Source organism: Pseudomonas sp. ICBG1301 (assembly GCF_016918385.1).
In the GTDB taxonomy this organism is placed as follows: domain Bacteria; phylum Pseudomonadota; class Gammaproteobacteria; order Pseudomonadales; family Pseudomonadaceae; genus Aquipseudomonas; species Aquipseudomonas palleroniana.
In genome coordinates, this window is record NZ_JAEKGB010000003.1 from 590,341 (window position 1) to 605,782 (window position 15,442).

The window sequence follows — 15,442 nt, forward strand, 5'->3', positions numbered from 1 at the left end:
CCGTCCTGACTGGCACTTACTTTACATGTTTAACGTGCAAATTTTTCCTCAAATCTGCCCTTGCCGGCCGACATGATTGCGTCAGAAAGGGGTAGGCCAGAGGTATTCGTTTCATGGCTCGCGGTACGACGACGGGGTCAGGTTTCAACCCATTTTTTTCTTTTTAATCAAATAATTAACTGCTAAATAAGCGCCATTTAAATTCGCCGCTGTGTTCATGCTTGTTTTTGATTTTAAATGGTTGAGCGAGTTGGTTTGGGTAAAGGTGAAAGGGGTTTTTAGAGCAAAAGTGAATAAAATAGTGCTTGATTTGATCTAAAAATTGCAGACTATAACAGGTGCGTGACCGTCTCCTTGGTACGATGATGAATTTTCCGATACGGACGAAAGTGCATATTAATTGGTTCAAGGAGGCTATATCGTGATTTATTTAAAAAGAGTGGCAATTTGCGGTGTTTGTTTACTAGGCGCTAGTGTTCTCGCAACTCAAGCTGCCACCACGAAGGTCTATAATCAAGCTGGCGCTTCTGAAGACTTCATTGTTCCTCAAGGAGTCACTGCAGTTAAATTCACTGCTATTGGTGCAGGGGGCGGAGGGGGCGGGGGCGGTGGAGCTCTTGACCTTGGCCTGAAAACACGTGGGGCTGGAGGGGGCGGTGGGGGAGGTGGTAGCAGTGTTAGTTGCTCATTACCTGTTAGTGAAGGACAATACTTCAATATTCAGGCGGGGGGAGGAGGAGGCGGAGGAACAGGTGGTGCAAAGGGCAAGGATGGCACTAATGGAACTAATGGAGATCGCAGCGTTGTTTCTACTACGAGAACAAATCTTGCTGGAGCATTCATATCGGTCAATTATTCGGCCAATGGTGGATCTGGGGGCGGGGGCGGAGGAAAAGGTAAAGCTACTGGTAATACAGCAGGTATCGGTGGTACTGGCGGAGCGCCTTTTGGAGACAATTGTAGTTTAGGCTGGGGGAATGCTGGTAGCGACGGAGGCAAAAATGGTGGTGGCAGCGATTTCCCCGGCTTTGGGGGAGGTTCGTCAAGCAGCTCATGCAGTGGAGGCGCGGGGGGAGATGGGGGAAATGGCGGCGTCATTAATACAAGCACTCAAGCAGGACAGGGGGGCCTAGATGGTAAAAAAGGCGCTAATGGTTGTGTTGTATTCGAGTATTGAATTTTACCGTGTTTGTTCAATCTGTGTGAAAGCCTAGCAATCTGAGTAGCGTATCAAAGAGAATGCTCCGTATCGAAAGATACGGAGCATTTTTCGTTATAGCCTGCATCCAAGGACAGTCTCGCAGCCAGACACAACCTATTTCCGGTCTTTCTGGAAGAGTTGATCCCCGAGGATCAACTCGTTCGCGTTATCGATCTTTACGTCGCTAAACTGGATCTGGTGCGACTAGGCTTTGATAAAGTACTTCCCAAAAGCACCGGCCGTCCCATCTTATGATCCAGCGGATCAGCTAAAACTCTTCCTTTATGGCTATTTTCAGCAGAAGTAAATGCCCCAAACAAGTCGGGGCGTTTGCAGGAGCCACCAGCAGCGCGTTTTCACACAGTCTGTTCCCAGGTAGGTTTTTTATTTCATGACCCGACCAACCAGCGATTCTGCGTGTTCAGGCGCCAGCCGATGAATGCCAGGGTCAGGCTGCGCAGCGCCATGAAGAGCAGGAAGGTTATCCACAGGCCGTGGTTACCCATGCCCTGCAACGCCCAGGCGAATGGGAATGTCAGCAAGACCGTCAGCAGCATGCCATTGCGCATTTCCCGTGCCCGCGTTGCGCCGATGAACAGGCCGTCCAGCAAGTAACTCCAGACGGCGATCAACGGCAGCACGGCCAGGTAGGGCAGGTAGCGGTCGGCGGTTTCGCGCACACTGGCGATATCGGTTTGCATGGCGATGAACAGGTGGCCACCGAAGGTGAACAGCACGGCGAACCCCGTACTGGCAATCAGTGACCAGCCGCCCGCTACCACCAGTGAGCGACGCAAGGCCTGGCGATCATGCGCACCAATGGCGTGACCGCACAGCGCTTCCACCGCGTGTGCCAGGCCGTCCAGCGCGTGAGCCGTCAGCAGCAGGCCGTTGAGCAGCAGTGCATTGGCCGCCACGGTGGCGTCACCCAGGCGCGCACCTTGCACCGTGATCATGAAAAACACCGATTGCAACGCGAGGCTGCGGATGAAAATGTCGCGGTTGACCGCCAGCAGCGGGCGCCAGCTTTTCCACCGCGTCAACGCCGCCCAGGCGATATGCCCGGGGTAGGCGCGCAGGGCTTTGTGCGTCATCGCCAGGCCGAGCAGGGCGCCGGCCCACTCGGCCACGACCGACGCTCGCGCCGAACCGACTACCCCCCAATCCAGGCCAAGCACGAACCACAGGTTCAAGGCGATGTTGACCAGGTTGGTGGTCAGCAGGATCGCCAGCGGTGCACGGGCGTTCTGGGTGCCGAGGAACCAGCCCACCAGCGCATAGCTGGCCAGTGCGGCGGGCAGGCCGAACAGGCGGGTGTGGAAGAATTCGCGGGTCAGCTCAGTCAGTTCGGGGGACGGTTGCATCCATTCCAGGGCCAGGTGGCTGAGAGGAATGCCGACCGTGCCCAGCACTATCGCCAGGCCCAGCGCGAGCGACAGACCTTGCAGCAGGATTTGCCGCAACGCCGCGCCATCGCCGCGCCCGGCGGCTTGCGCGGCAAACCCGGTGGAGCCCATGCGCAAGAACCCCATGGCCCAGGCGAGAAAGGTATACAGGCTGGCGCCCACGGCCACGGCGCCCAATTGATGGGCGTGGGGCAGGTGGCCGATGACCATGCTGTCCACCAGGGCCACCAGCGGCACGGAGATATTGGACAGGATCATCGGTGCGGCCAGGGCCCAGACGCGACGATGGGTGGAGCGGTGGCGCCAGTCGGTGAGTAGGGTATTCAATTATTAATGCACGACCCAGCTGAGCAGCCAAAGGCCCAGCATCAGCCAGATGATCCCGACGATGATCGACGCCCGCATAAAGGCGCGCACCGCCGAGTACAACAGCATCAGGCCGATGATCAGGGTAATGATGCTGATGATCGAGGTGTCCATGCCCAAGGTGCGTGACAGTCCATCGACGAAGTTGCCACCGGCGTTGGTCAAGGCACCGAATAGCCCGCTGAGCCCGTCGACGATAAAGCGGATGATGGAACCGAGCGCCTGGCCCAACCATCCGAAAAAGCTTTCTACCTGCATGTGTGTGCCCTGATGAGAGAGTGGACGTTGCTGTGCCTTGGGTTGCGATTGCGCCCGGCGAGTTCCCTATAAGCATAGAGGTTTGCCGCGTGGTAATCATGGGCTGTGTTGGGCGTCGCTGGATTCACTTGCCTTGATGGCTTATCCGCCCGAAGCTATACGCCTTCAGGAGCCCGCGCATGAACCTCGAACACCTCACCGAACGCTTGCATCGCATCCGCGATACCAACGATTGGAAGCAATTTCACAGTCCGAAAAACCTGGCCATGGCCGCCAGTGTGGAAATGGCCGAGCTGGTGGAAATTTTCCAGTGGCTGACCGAAGACCAGTCGCGCCAGTTGCCCGCTGACAAACTCGCCCACGCCGGCCAGGAAGTCGGCGACATCGTACTGTACCTGTTGTTGCTGTGCAGTGAGTTGGGCCTGGACATGAACGAGGTGGTGCGCGCCAAGCTGGCCGATAGCGAACGGCGGTTTGCCCATGAGTGATCGTCATTTCGACCAACTGGCCACACGGTTCGCCGAGAAGATTTATGGCGGTGCCAAGGGCGCCATTCGCCTGGCTGTATTGCAGGCCGACCTGAGTGAAGCGCTGCCGGATCGCCCGTTGCGCGTATTGGACATCGGTGCGGGCCTGGGGCACATGTCGCTGTGGTTGGCCGAGCGCGGCCATGACGTGACGTTGGCCGAACCTGCTGAGCCGATGCTCGAGGGCGCCCGTCAACGTTTCGCCGAGGCCGGGCAGGCTGCGACTTTTATCCATGCACCCTGGCAGGACCTGCTTGGGCAACTCACCGAGCCCTATGACCTGGTGCTGTGCCACGCCGTGCTGGAGTGGCTGGCCGAACCCCACGCGATCCTGCCGGTGCTGCACCAACTCACCGTGCCTGGCGGCTGGTTGTCGCTGGCGTTCTACAACCGCGATGCGCTGATTTATCGCAACCTGCTCAAAGGCCACTTCCGCAAGATGCGCAAGAACGACATGGCCGGTGAAAAGCAGAGCCTCACCCCGCAACAGCCGCTTGATCCACGGGAGTTGGCGGCGCAACTTGAGGGGCTGTGGCAAGTCGAAAGTCAAAGTGGCGTGCGGGTGTTCCACGACTATATGCCCGTGGAGTTCCAGGCCCGTGCCGACCTGCAGGATTTGTTGGAGATGGAACTCGCTCATCGTCGTCACCCAAGCTTTGCCGGACTTGGGCGTTATTTACACTGGATCTGCCGTCCGGTTTGAGCGGCCCAGTTGCGGAGGTCGAAATGCGTCGTCTGTGTTTGATCCTGTTGTCTCTCGGTCTGGGCGCCTGTTCCAGCCCCAACCCCTATGTGGCGGCTTCGGCGCCGATGCCGCCGGCACCGGCCCAGGCGGCCAAGACCTTCGATGCCAGCGCCTACCCGGCGCCGGTGCGTGACTACGGTGCCTACCGCAGTTGGGCCTGGCTCAACGGCCAATTGCCGGCGGGCTCGGCCTGGGTCGATTCGGCACAGATTGCCGAGGCGGTGAATGGTGCCCTCGACCAGCGCGGCCTGCGCCTGTTGCATGACAACCGTGCGCCAGACCTGCTGGTCAGTGCCGACGTGCGTCTGGAGAAGCGCCTGCGGCAGGTGCAGGACGATTATGGCTACGGCTATGGCGGCTATAACCGCTATGGCAATGGTTACGGCATGTACAACACGGTGCCGGTGGTGCGTACCTATGAAGTCACCGTCGCGGTGGCGCGGATCAGCCTGTTCGATGCGCGCACCCGCCAGCCGGTCTGGAGCACCAGCGCCGAAACCAGCAGCCAGGGCAGCCTGAGTGAGCGAGCTGATGCATTGCGCGAGGCGATGCAGAAGGCAATGTCCGCCTATCCGCCCAGTTAGCCGCTATTCTCATTTCAGGCTCGAACGTCTTTTGGAGAACCTCCATGTTTCGTCGCATTGCTGCACTTGCCGTTGTTGTATTGCTGGGCGGCTGCCAGACCAGTCAGGTCAACCATGACTTCGATGCCAGCCGCGACTTTGGCGCCTACCGCAGCTGGGCCTGGAAAGACCCGGCGCTGCAATACCGCCCGGATGATCCACGGATCAAGAGTGACCTTACCGAACAACGCATCCGCCAGGCCGTGGGCGAACAACTCGACCAACGCGGCTTGCGCCCTGCGGCGGCGGGTGGGCATGCCGACCTGAAGGTGCAGGCCTACCTGATCGTCGAGGACCGCCAGCAGCAAGTCACCACCAATTACGGCGGCGCCTGGGGCGGCCCATGGAATGGTTACTGGGGCGCGCCGATGTACAACGAAACGCGCAACATCACCTACAAAGTGGCGACCATCCAGATCGACCTGCTCGACGGCAAGGACGGCAAACTGGTATGGCGGGGCAGTGACGAACAGATCATGGCCAGCTCGCCGAACCCGCAGGACCGCAGCAATGCGATTCGCTCGACCGTGGGCAAGATCCTGTCCAACTACCCACCCCGATAAAGACAGCGCAAATCCTGTGTGAGGTGGGCTTGCCCTAATGCCTGTCAGTTAAGCGATAAAGCGGACGATGGATAAATTGTGGGAGGGGCGGTGCGACGATTCGACTTGCTCCCGATGGCCTGCGTAGCAGGCCCATTTTTGAGGCCGCTGCGCGGCCTATCGGGAGCAAGCCCCCTCCCACAGTGACCGCGTTAATCCTTAACTGACTGGTGTTAGGGTTTGCTCCCGATAGCGGAGCAAGCCCCCCACACAAGACCTTCGGTACCCTGACGCCTGCGTTTGCATGAGCCCTCATCTACACTCCAGGAGAGTAAGCGCTCGGCGACTCGCCGGCACAGGAGTGCTCGATGTCTCCCCGATTTCATGACAAGCAGCGTGGCGCCGTGGGTCTGATGACGGTAGGCGTGTTGGCATTGGCGTTGATGTGCACATTACTGGTGATCGACAGCGGCCGTTTGTACTTGGCCAAGCGCCAGTTGCAAGGCGTGGCGGACACGGCCGCGCTGGAGGCCGTCAGCCGCGGGGGAACGTGCCAGGCCGGTTTGAGCGCTGCGGCTTTTGCTGCGCAGAGTGTGGCGCGCAATAATTTTGTACTGGGCAATGGCAATACCTTGGTGGCCCGCTGCGGTTCGGTGACCACCGGCGCTTCGGGCATGCGCACCTTCAGTGCCAACCCGGCGCTGTCGTCAGCGATTCAAGTGGTGGTCAGCAATACCGTGCCAACCAGCATCGCGGCAGGCGTCTGGGCACTGACCTCCGGCAACCCTCTCAGCCTCAGTACCGTCTTGACCGCCACGGCCGTGGCGGCGATACCCACGCCGGCATTGGCCCAGCTCACCATCAACAGCACGCTGGCCAGCGTCAACACGGCCAATGCCGGCCTGTTGAACCCGCTGTTTTCCGGGCTGCTCGGCGGCAACGTCAACCTGACGGTCGCCGGTTGGAATGGCCTGATCAATACCAATATCAACCTGCTCAGTTACCTCAACCAATTGGCGATCAACCTGAACCTGACCGCCGGCAATTACACGCAGTTGCTCAACACCAACGTCACCGCGACGCAGTTGATCCAGGCCGCGATCAATGTGTTGACCGCCAACGGCGCCTCGGTGGATGTGTTGACCGCCCTGGGCAACCTGCAATTGGCCGCAATCAACCAGGCACCGCTGACGCTTGGGCAGATCCTGCAGGTGCAGACCGGCACCACGGCGTCGGCGCTGAACGCCAACCTTCAAGTCTTCCAACTGGTCCAGGGCATTGTGCAACTGTCCAACAGCCAGAGCGCGGTGGCGGCGACCTTGCCGGTCAGCCTGCTGGGGCTGGCCAACATCACCACCCAGGTCAAAGTCACCCAGCCGCCGCAACTGTCGGCCGTCGGCAACCCGGCGCTGGCGGCGGCCAACCCACAGGGGCCGAATGCGATCTACGTGCGTACGGCCCAGGTACGCACCGAAGTGACGGTGAGTTTGCCGGTGTTGAACAGTTTGTCGGGGTTGACTACGGCGGTGGATAACTTGCTGGGGCCACTGACCCCCGTGGTCAATGGCCTGCTGAGCTTGAACCTGGTGACCTCGATCAATTCGGCCTTGTGCTTGCTGGGGGCTGGTTGCCAGCAATTGGATTTGCTGGTGCTGCCGGGCAACCTGCCGCTCAATGTCGTGTTGGATGCCGGTGGCGCCAGCAGTTATGTCACCGCCTACAGTTGCCCAACGGGCGGCGCGGGCACCAAGAGCCTGACGGCCAGCACCACCACCTCGCTGGCCTCGCTGAATATCGGCAGCATCACCAATGCTTTTTCGACCACCCAGCCGATGACGGTGGCGCCGCTGGCGCTGATCGATATCGGCACCAAGACCTGCCATATGATTGCCTTCATTGGCAGCTGTGACAGCCGTGTGCCGTTTGCCGGCGGTGGCATCGGGATCAAGGTGCAAAGCCCGATAGCCGGAAGCAACCAGACCCAGCTGTTCTCCAGTACCACGCCATTTGCCACGCCGCCTAACGTCGGCCTTGCACCGACCTATCAGGCCGCCACGCCGGCCACCAATGTGGTCAGCAGCCTTTCCGCGACCCTCAGCGGCGTCGGTCTCACGGCCTACCAGCCGGTGGGCAGTAACCCGCTGGGCAGCCTGATCACCAACACCGTGTCGCTGCTCAGTGGCGTCAGCGCTATCGTCACACCGGTGGTGGATGGCCTGTTGAGCTCGCTGCTGAATCCGATCCTCAACAACCTGTTGAACAGCTTGGGGATCAGCCTGGCGAACGTGAATGTCGGCGCCAACCTGAGCTGTGGCCAGACCGGGGAAGCCTACCTGGTGATTTAAGCGTCGGTGGCCCTGGGCAGTTCCACGCAAAAGCGTGCCCCGTGCTCGCCGTTGCTGACGCTCAGGCGCCCGCCCATGTTTTCCACAATGCCATAGCTCACCGACAAGCCCAGCCCGGTGCCTACGCCTATCGGCTTGGTGGTGAAAAAGGGTTCGAAGATGCGTTCCAGCAAGCGAGGGTCGATGCCACCCCCGTTGTCTTCGACCCAGAGGCGTACGTGCTGGCTGTCGTGCTCGGTGTGTAGGGCAATCCACGGGCGCAACTCGGGGTTTCTCTCGCGCTGGCCGAGCAGCGCATCACGGGCGTTGACCATCAGGTTGATCAGCACCTGTTCAAGCTGATCGATGTGGCCTTTGACTTGCACCGGGATATCCGCCTGGCTCACGCGCACCTCGACGCCTTTGCCGCGCAGACCTTCGCTGAGCAACGACAGGGTGCCTTCGACCGCCTGCGCCGGGTCGAACGGTTGCTGCTCGACTTCCGAGCGGCGGCCGAACACGCGCATATGGTCCACCACCCGCGCCGCGCGTTGCACCTGGGCGTCGATGCGCTGGAGTTTTTCAGTGAGGTAATCCACCTGTGCGTTGCCGGTGCTCAGGCGCTTGAGCACGTTGACGATCGCCATGCGCATCACGTTCAGCGGCTGGTTGATCTCATGGGCCAGGCCCGTGGCCATTTCGCCGAGGGTGGCCATTTTCGCGCTTTGGGTCAGTTGTTGCTGGGAGCGGCGGACTTCCGTGTTGTCGCGGCCCACGGCCTGTACTTCCAGCAACGCGCCTTGCTCATCAAACACCCCACGGTCCGACCATACCCACCAGGCATGCTCGCGCCCCGGCAGTTGCAGGCTGATTTCCGCGGTACTGACCGGAAATTCGGGGGTCAATTGGTGGATGCGTTGTAAAAACGCCTGGCGTTGTTCGTCCGACAACCAGCCGCCCAGGTTCAGGCCCGGCAGTTGGGCCGGCAGGCATTCCAGGTAGTTGGCCAATGGCGTATTGCCGAAGGTCAGGGTCAGGTCCGGGCGGTAGCGGCAGATCATCGCCGGGGAGTCCTCCACCAGAATTCGGTAGCGCTCCTCGCTGTCCTTGACTTGCTGCGCGGTCAAGGTCGCCTCGGTGACGTCCAGCCACAGGCCGACCGCCTCCACCGGCAGGCCGAGGTCGTCGCGCAGCAGCTTGGCTTCGTCGAGCAGCCAGTGGTAACCGCCCTGTTTGTCTTGTACCCGATAACGGCTGCGTACGCTGCCTTCGCGCAGCAACTGGCGGGTGCGTTGGAAGTACAGGTCACGATCGTCCGGGTGTACCCATTGCACCAGGCTTTCGTGGTTGCATTCGGCCAGGGTACGGCCCAGCAGCGGCAGCAGGCTGTCGCTGAAAAAAACCGGTTGCAGCGCACCATCCACATAGCGTTGCACGTAGATGATCGCGGGCGAGCTGGCGATCAGGTTTTCCAGGCGCGAATGGGCGACGTCGGCCTGCAACTGCTGGTTTTTGATGTCGCTGATGTCGAGCATGAAACCGATGCAACGGCGTTGCTCGCCGGTGCCCAGCACTTGGCCCTGGACGCGATACCAGGTGCTGTCGCTGCGGCTTAAGCGCACGCTGGCGAGCAGAGGTTTGCCAAGGTGATGCAGATCCCGCAGACGGCTCTGCAGTTCAAGACGGTCGGCGGGGTGGATCAGGTGCAGCCAGGTGTCCAGGGCTTGCCGGGTCGGTTCTTCTGCCTGGCCCAGGTTGCGCATCAATTGCGGGGCAAGTTGGATCTCGTCGCTGCTGGGCAACAGCTCCCACCAGCCGGTACCCAGCAAGCCTTGCAGGGCTTCCAGGCGCTCCAACTGCTGGTGGTGGTGCTGTTCGCGCACGCGGCTGAGCAACGGCGCGGCGAGGGCGGCGGCGAGGTTCAGCCAATCGCGATCCGTGCAGTGGGGATGGCCGTTGTAGGGGCCGCACAGTAGCCACGCGGCGACGCCCTGGCCGTCGCGATAGGGCACCAGGAAGCCATCGGCGTTGCCGAACATACTGTGTAAACGCGGGTGCTCGCCACGCCCATAGGGGGCTTTGAGCGCCAGCGGGGTGGTGCCGTTGAGGTTGTCCAGGCAGGTGCCGAGGCGCTGCCCGGTGTGCCAGAGCTGCGGCGCATCATGGTTGGCGTACTGGCTATAGATCTGCCAGCCCTGGTCTTCCTGGTGTAGCAATGCGAGGGCCACACAGGGAATGCGCCAGCGCTGCGCCACACTGCACAACTGTTCGTTGAACACCTCGGGCAAACGGCTGAGGCTGCACACCCGCAGTTGCGCGCTGACCAGGCTGGTGAGCTGGTGGTTCTGTTCGCGTTGCTCGGCCAATTGCCGGCCGCCGAGTAAATCGCCGATATCCACCGCATGCAGCAACCAGCCGTTGGCGTGCGGCTCCAGCGTGCCACGGGTGTGCAAGGGCTGCCCGGCGGCCCCCTGGAAATCCAGGTCGAGGCTGTGGCGTTGCCAGTCGGCGGGAACACCTTCCACCGCCAGGGCGCTGTCGGCGCACAGCAAGTCTTGCAACGGTAACGCGATTGCATGCGGCGCGAGGTATTGGCGCAAGGTGCCGCTGATATCGAGCACGCGCCCCTGGGCATCCAGGTGCAGGTGCAGCCCGGCGCTAGGTGGCGCCGGCGTGTCGAGGGTCAGCGCGCCACTGCGGCCGAGCAGACGCCCGAAGAGTTTGTCCCCGGCGGTCAAAACTGCAGGCTCGACTGGGCCTGCAGCGTCGCCGGCAACTGCGGCACGCTGCCAATGCCGGGCAACACGATAAAGGGCATCACATTCTGCAGATTGGCCGTGGGGTAGTTGATTTTTACCGTCACCAGGCCGCTGACCAAGGTGGTGTTGACCTGTGTCGCTGCGTTGAAATTGAAGGCTGCGGGAAGCCACCCCAGGCGTGTCGCAACGGTGGTATTGGCCATGTTGATCACCGCCGCGTCATAGCCTTGCATCGTGGGGTCCAGGCCCACGACCAGGCGCACGGCTTCAGCGGTCGCCTGGTTGAACGACTGTTTTAACAGCAGTGGCAGGCTATAGCTGACCATTGCGTAGAACACGCCGAAAAAAATCATGAACACGGCGACGAATTCGATCGCCGCCGTACCCTTTTGCTTTTTGGGGAGGCTTGTTCTCATCACCGCGTCTACCCTGACGGCTACTACTTGATATCAGCATAGAATCAATCAGCAAAAAGGGATGTTTTTTACGTGATCCAGGGTGCCGTGGTATTGGTGTGGTTGGGGCTGTGTGCGGCGCAGGACGCTCGGCAGCGGTTGCTGGCTAACCGCCTGACGCTGGGGGCGGCCCTGTTGGCGTTGATCTACCTGCTGGGCACGGGCAGCACATGGCTGGGCGCGCCGGCCGGGCAGGGCGCGCTGGCGTTGGTGCTGGCGCTGCTGCTGACCCTGCCGGGTTACGCCCTGGGTCGCCTGGGCGCGGGCGATGTGAAGTTGCTCGCGGCGTTGGCGCTGGCCTCGAATGCCGAGTATCTGCTGGGGGCGTTTATCGGGGCGGCATTCGCCAGTGTGCTCTGGCTGATGCTTGCGCCAAAAGTGTGGGCGCTTCTGGGGCCGGTGTTCAAAGACCAAATGGCCGGTTTGGCGCCGCAATCGTCAAAAAAACTGCCGTTCGCGCCGTTTTTGCTGGTGGGATTCGTACTTACGTGGTTTTGGATCCATTAGTCGCCATGGGGGTATTAACGCTATGTACATAGTCGGAAAGTACGTCTACGTTTAAGTTGTGTAGGAATGTTGTTTAAGTTGTGTAGGGATATTCGTCGTAAAAGATGGGCCAATCTTTTGGCGTGCCTGGCATGGAGTAGCGTGTGAACAAGCTTACCTCTGCGGTTAAAGTGCTCGTGGTCGACGATCAGCCACTGATCGTGGAGGAGCTCTGTGAGTTTCTCGAAAGCAGCGGCTATCGTTGCGTCCCTTGTCAGTCCAGCCAGCAGGCCTTGACGTGTTTCAGCGAAGACGCCGAGATCGGCCTGGTGTTGTGCGACCTGCATATGCCGGACATGGACGGCATCGAATTGGTCCAGGCGTTGCAAAAGGTCGCCGGTAAGCAGCGGGCTTTCGAAGCCATCATGTTGACCGGGCGCGCCGACAAGCAGGATGTGATCAAGGCCCTTCGGGCCGGCTTCGCCGACTACTATCAGAAGCCGATCAACCTGGATGAATTGCTCGAAGGCTTGCAGCGCCAGGACGCAGCATTGCAAGAGCGCAGGAAGGATCTGCAACTGGGGCACTTGAATCAGAAGCTGCAATTTCTGTCCGAGTCCATCAATGAGCTGTATCAGGACATCGATAAAGTCCGCCGCAGCCCGCCAGGGGCGCAGGGCGAAGCGGTCTCGGCGGGACCGTCGGAAATTCCGGCGATCTTCAAACCGCTGTCACCGCGCCAGTGGGATGTGGCGCGGCTGGTGGGCACAGGCCAGACCAACTATCAGATTGCCTGCGAATTGGGCATTACCGAAAACACTGTGAAGTTGTACGTCTCTCAGGTGCTGCGCCTGACCCACATGCATAACCGTACGCAACTGGCACTGGCGCTGTCGCCTGGCAAATTGGCGCCGCACCAGCAGGTGACGGCTCACTGATCACAACACCATCCCCCTCCCACAAACTACTGATGATTGCCGCCGGTTTGCCCGCCGACTTTCTGTTCGAAAAACTCTGGAATCGGATGCTTGTAGCTGTCCAGCAACCGCTGGGCAGCCTGTTCGCGTTCGGCGGCGGTGGCTTTTTGCTGGGTGCTGGATGCGAGCTTGCCGCTGACCTGCAACGTCAGCCAATTTTCAGTGGCGGCCTGTTGCGGGGATGAGGGCCCGGGCTCTATGGCCAGCACACTCATGGGCAATGTCAGCACTGCCAGGCTGGTGAGATAGGGTCGTTTCATCATCAATTCCTCGAGTTGCCGATGGTCTCACTGACCGTGGCGAGCTGATCGCCGGCCTTGGCGACGGGAGCGCCGGAGCCTTTGAGTTTCTCGGCCCTGGCCTGGGCCTCGGTGACTTGTTCCGGGCTCAGGCCCATCTGGCCGACCACTTGTGCGGCCTGCTTCCAGTTGTCCTGATAGATCAGCAAGGTCACCAGGTTGATCGCCGCCAGCGGGTCGCTCTGCTTGAGTTCCATGGCGGTCATGAATTCGAAACGGGCGTCTTCCAGGCGCAGTTGGTTGAGGTACACCACGCCCAGGTCATTGCGGATTTTTTCGTCGGTGGGTGCCAAGCGTGCCGCACGTTGCAAGTGCGCCATGGCTTGCCCGTTGTCGCCCTTGGCCGAGGCCAGCTGGCCCAGGCCGTGCTCTCCTTCGGCGGCCATGCAGGTGCCGAGCAGGCTGCGGTACAACGGCTCGGCCTCGCCGCGGCCCAGCAAACGATAGGCCTTGGCCTGGCGCAGGCGCACCTGGGGCAAGTGCGAGGGCAGGTTCTGCAGGTTGGCCAGGCTGGCGTGCAGCTTGCCGTCGTTGGCCATTTCATCGGCCAGGTTCAATGCCAGCTCCTGGTCGGAAGCGGGCTTGGGGCAACTGCCGGTGGCCGTGAGTGCGCTCCACGGGGTTTGACCATTGGTGGCACAACCGCCGAGCAATAACAGGCTCAAACCGGCTATCAAGGCTTTCATCGGGCGCTCCTCATAGGTTACTCAAGGCTCGGGAGATGCCGATGAACGCAGGCCCTCCGAGCACGATCAGCAAGGCGGGAAACAGAAAAACCATCATCACCACCGACATCTTCGCCGACATCTTCGAAACGAATTCCTGGATGCGGGTCAGGCGGCGGTCGTCGAGCAATTGCTTGAGCGCCAGTAACGACTTCATCGCGCCGCCCCCTTGCTGGACCAATTGCTGGAGGATGGTGCAGGTATCGGTGAACTCATCCACGGCCAGCAGCCGCGCGGTCTTACCCAGCTCCTCGCTGAGTTCCAGGCCGGAGTCGACCCGTGTCAGGATCAGGCGTAGTTCATGGGTCAAGGCCGGCAGCAGGCGCTGCGCTTCAAGGCTGAGCACGCGCAGTGTCTGTTCGACGGCCATGCCTGACTCGAACAGGATGCGCAGCAGCGGGATGAAGGTTGCCACCTCGCGGGCGATCTGCTGCTGGCGACTTTTGGCGAGGCTGGACAGCACGCGCTTGGGCAGCAGGTAGCCAATGCCCAAGGCAATCAGGGGCGCGAGCCAGGGCGAGTCGCTGTGGCCAAACAACACGCCCTGGGCCACCCCCACAAGGCCCATCAGCACCAGCGGCGTGCCGATCTGGAAGGCGGCGAACATCGAGCGTTGGCTGGCTTTACGCCAGCCGACCCGGTTGAGCAGGACCTGGGTTTCATGGTCCAGGCTAAGCGAACGTTGCGCCAGCGGGCTGCTGCCCAGTTGCTGCATCAGGCTGCCAAATTTGTCTTTGCGGCCCAGCTGGCCCTGCAAGCGCTGGGCAACCAGGCGTTGGCCGCGTCGCTGCCTGACCAGGTTGGCGAGCACCAGCGCCAGGGCGGCAAGGAACAGGACGGCGCTGATCAGCAGGGCAATCGCCATGTCATACACTCCGCAACATGCGCCATAAGGTGAAGCAACCCATGAGTTGCATGGCCAGGGCCACGAACAGCAACAGGCGACCCGTGTCGTCGTTCCACATGGTCATCAGGTACGCGGGGTTCACTGCCAGGAAGTAGCCCACCATGGAAATGGGCAGGGCGGTGAGGACATAGGCGGTCACCCGGGTTTCGCCGGTCAGGGCGCGCAGCTGACGGGCGGCTTGCTCGCGTTCGCGGATCATCTTGATCAGGTTTTCCAACAGCTCGCTGGCGTTGCCGCCATAGCGGTGGTTGACCTTCAAGCCCAACGCGAACAGGCGAAATTCGTCGCGCTCATAGAATTCGGCAAAGTCATGCGTCGACTCCGGCAGGCTGACGCCCAACTGCACGTTGCGCTGGATGCGGCCCATGGCTTTTTTCAGTGGGTCTTCGCTGACCTCGATGCCGCCCAGCACCGCGTCGGTCAAGGTGCGCCCGGCCTTGAGGCTGCGTACCGTGTGATCGAGCAACTGCGGCAGCTGTTCGATCATGCGCTTGATGAGCCGCTGATACCGCCAGGCGAGGTACAAACGCAGCAACAGCGGTGGCACCAGCAGCATCATCACCAGGCCAAACCAGCCGGCAACCATCAACCCCAACGCGACGCCCAGGGCCCACAACGCCAGCCACAGCCCCAGGCTGTCACTGGGTTTGCCCAAGCCTGCGCGCAGGAACATGCGCTCCAGGCCGTCCCAGTGGCTGGCCTCTTCGGCGAGCTTGGGCTGGCCTTCGGCAAGACGGTCCAATACGCGTTCGGTCTGGGCGCGGCGCAGGCCATGGTAAAACGATCGAATCGACAGGCCGGTCAGGATCAGGCAAATCAGCAGCAGGATGGCCCCGGTCATG

16 protein-coding genes and 1 pseudogene are annotated in these 15,442 nt (G+C 61.0%); 9 read left to right on the forward strand and 8 right to left on the reverse strand.

The window, feature by feature from the left end:
- Window positions 1–421: 421 nt before the first annotated feature.
- Together JBE38_RS27805 and JBE38_RS09810 are read left to right on the forward strand one after the other, a co-directional pair.
- The gene (locus tag JBE38_RS27805; protein WP_205344201.1) at window positions 422–1,177 is read left to right on the forward strand and encodes a hypothetical protein; all 756 of its coding nucleotides are present in this window, start codon (window positions 422–424) and stop codon (window positions 1,175–1,177) included.
- A gap of 98 nt (window positions 1,178–1,275) precedes the next feature.
- Window positions 1,276–1,502 (forward strand): annotated as a pseudogene (locus JBE38_RS09810) (transposase); the annotation flags it as partial.
- Window positions 1,503–1,590: 88 nt separating this feature from the next.
- On the opposite strand, the gene JBE38_RS09815 reads toward JBE38_RS09810, so the two are convergent.
- A complete protein-coding gene (locus JBE38_RS09815; RefSeq protein WP_198760949.1) occupies window positions 1,591–2,934 on the reverse strand; it encodes an MATE family efflux transporter in 1,344 nt (447 codons plus the stop codon).
- A 3-nt stretch (window positions 2,935–2,937) separates the two neighbouring features.
- Window positions 2,938–3,231, reverse strand: coding sequence for a hypothetical protein (locus JBE38_RS09820; RefSeq protein ID WP_060755012.1), 294 nt, complete (start codon window positions 3,229–3,231; stop codon window positions 2,938–2,940).
- Window positions 3,232–3,410: 179 nt separating this feature from the next.
- Here JBE38_RS09820 and JBE38_RS09825 point away from each other — a divergent pair, with 179 nt between their 5' ends.
- From JBE38_RS09825 to JBE38_RS09845, 5 genes are all read left to right on the forward strand, one after another.
- Window positions 3,411–3,719, forward strand: a complete 309-nt coding sequence (locus JBE38_RS09825) for a MazG-like family protein (protein ID WP_003188211.1) — start codon at window positions 3,411–3,413, stop codon at window positions 3,717–3,719.
- Window positions 3,712–4,461 carry a methyltransferase gene (locus JBE38_RS09830; protein WP_060755011.1) on the forward strand — a complete coding sequence of 250 codons (750 nt, stop codon included), beginning with the start codon at window positions 3,712–3,714 and terminating at the stop codon, window positions 4,459–4,461. Before JBE38_RS09825 ends, JBE38_RS09830 begins: the two co-directional genes overlap by 8 nt.
- A 23-nt stretch (window positions 4,462–4,484) precedes the next feature.
- Complete coding sequence (locus JBE38_RS09835; protein WP_060755010.1) at window positions 4,485–5,087, forward strand: DUF4136 domain-containing protein; 603 nt, start codon at window positions 4,485–4,487, stop codon at window positions 5,085–5,087.
- Window positions 5,088–5,131: 44 nt separating this feature from the next.
- The gene (locus tag JBE38_RS09840; protein WP_060755009.1) at window positions 5,132–5,689 is read left to right on the forward strand and encodes a DUF4136 domain-containing protein; all 558 of its coding nucleotides are present in this window, start codon (window positions 5,132–5,134) and stop codon (window positions 5,687–5,689) included.
- Window positions 5,690–6,036: 347 nt separating this feature from the next.
- Window positions 6,037–8,013: a pilus assembly protein TadG-related protein gene (locus JBE38_RS09845; RefSeq protein WP_205344202.1), complete on the forward strand. Its 1,977-nt coding sequence runs from the start codon at window positions 6,037–6,039 to the stop codon at window positions 8,011–8,013.
- On the opposite strand, the gene JBE38_RS09850 is transcribed toward JBE38_RS09845, so the two are convergent.
- Together JBE38_RS09850 and JBE38_RS09855 are read right to left on the reverse strand one after the other, a co-directional pair.
- The gene (locus tag JBE38_RS09850; RefSeq protein ID WP_205344203.1) at window positions 8,010–10,730 is read right to left on the reverse strand and encodes an ATP-binding protein; all 2,721 of its coding nucleotides are present in this window, start codon (window positions 10,728–10,730) and stop codon (window positions 8,010–8,012) included. The two genes, JBE38_RS09845 and JBE38_RS09850, sit on opposite strands and share 4 nt — an antisense overlap.
- Entirely contained in the window at window positions 10,727–11,167 is a 441-nt protein-coding gene (locus JBE38_RS09855) for a TadE/TadG family type IV pilus assembly protein (RefSeq protein WP_205344204.1), read from the reverse strand. The genes JBE38_RS09850 and JBE38_RS09855 overlap by 4 nt, the downstream gene beginning before the upstream one ends.
- A 72-nt stretch (window positions 11,168–11,239) precedes the next feature.
- Here JBE38_RS09855 and JBE38_RS09860 point away from each other — a divergent pair, with 72 nt between their 5' ends.
- Window positions 11,240–11,713: a prepilin peptidase gene (locus JBE38_RS09860; protein WP_205344205.1), complete on the forward strand. Its 474-nt coding sequence runs from the start codon at window positions 11,240–11,242 to the stop codon at window positions 11,711–11,713.
- 143 nt (window positions 11,714–11,856) lie between these two features.
- Window positions 11,857–12,630 (forward strand): response regulator, encoded by a 774-nt coding sequence (locus JBE38_RS09865; protein ID WP_205344206.1) that lies wholly within the window; start codon window positions 11,857–11,859, stop codon window positions 12,628–12,630.
- Between the two features lie 26 nt (window positions 12,631–12,656).
- Here the strand turns inward: JBE38_RS09865 and JBE38_RS09870 are convergent, their stop codons facing one another.
- The 4 genes from JBE38_RS09870 to JBE38_RS09885 are packed head-to-tail and all read right to left on the reverse strand — an operon-like array spanning window position 12,657 to window position 15,441.
- Complete coding sequence (locus JBE38_RS09870) at window positions 12,657–12,929, reverse strand: DUF3613 domain-containing protein (protein ID WP_060755714.1); 273 nt, start codon at window positions 12,927–12,929, stop codon at window positions 12,657–12,659.
- 2 nt (window positions 12,930–12,931) lie between these two features.
- A complete protein-coding gene (locus JBE38_RS09875; RefSeq protein WP_090367023.1) occupies window positions 12,932–13,654 on the reverse strand; it encodes a tetratricopeptide repeat protein in 723 nt (240 codons plus the stop codon).
- 10 nt (window positions 13,655–13,664) lie between these two features.
- Window positions 13,665–14,558: a type II secretion system F family protein gene (locus JBE38_RS09880; RefSeq protein WP_205344207.1), complete on the reverse strand. Its 894-nt coding sequence runs from the start codon at window positions 14,556–14,558 to the stop codon at window positions 13,665–13,667.
- A gap of 1 nt (window position 14,559) precedes the next feature.
- Window positions 14,560–15,441, reverse strand: a complete 882-nt coding sequence (locus JBE38_RS09885) for a type II secretion system F family protein (RefSeq protein ID WP_090367020.1) — start codon at window positions 15,439–15,441, stop codon at window positions 14,560–14,562.
- Between the last annotated feature and the right edge of the window lies 1 nt (window position 15,442).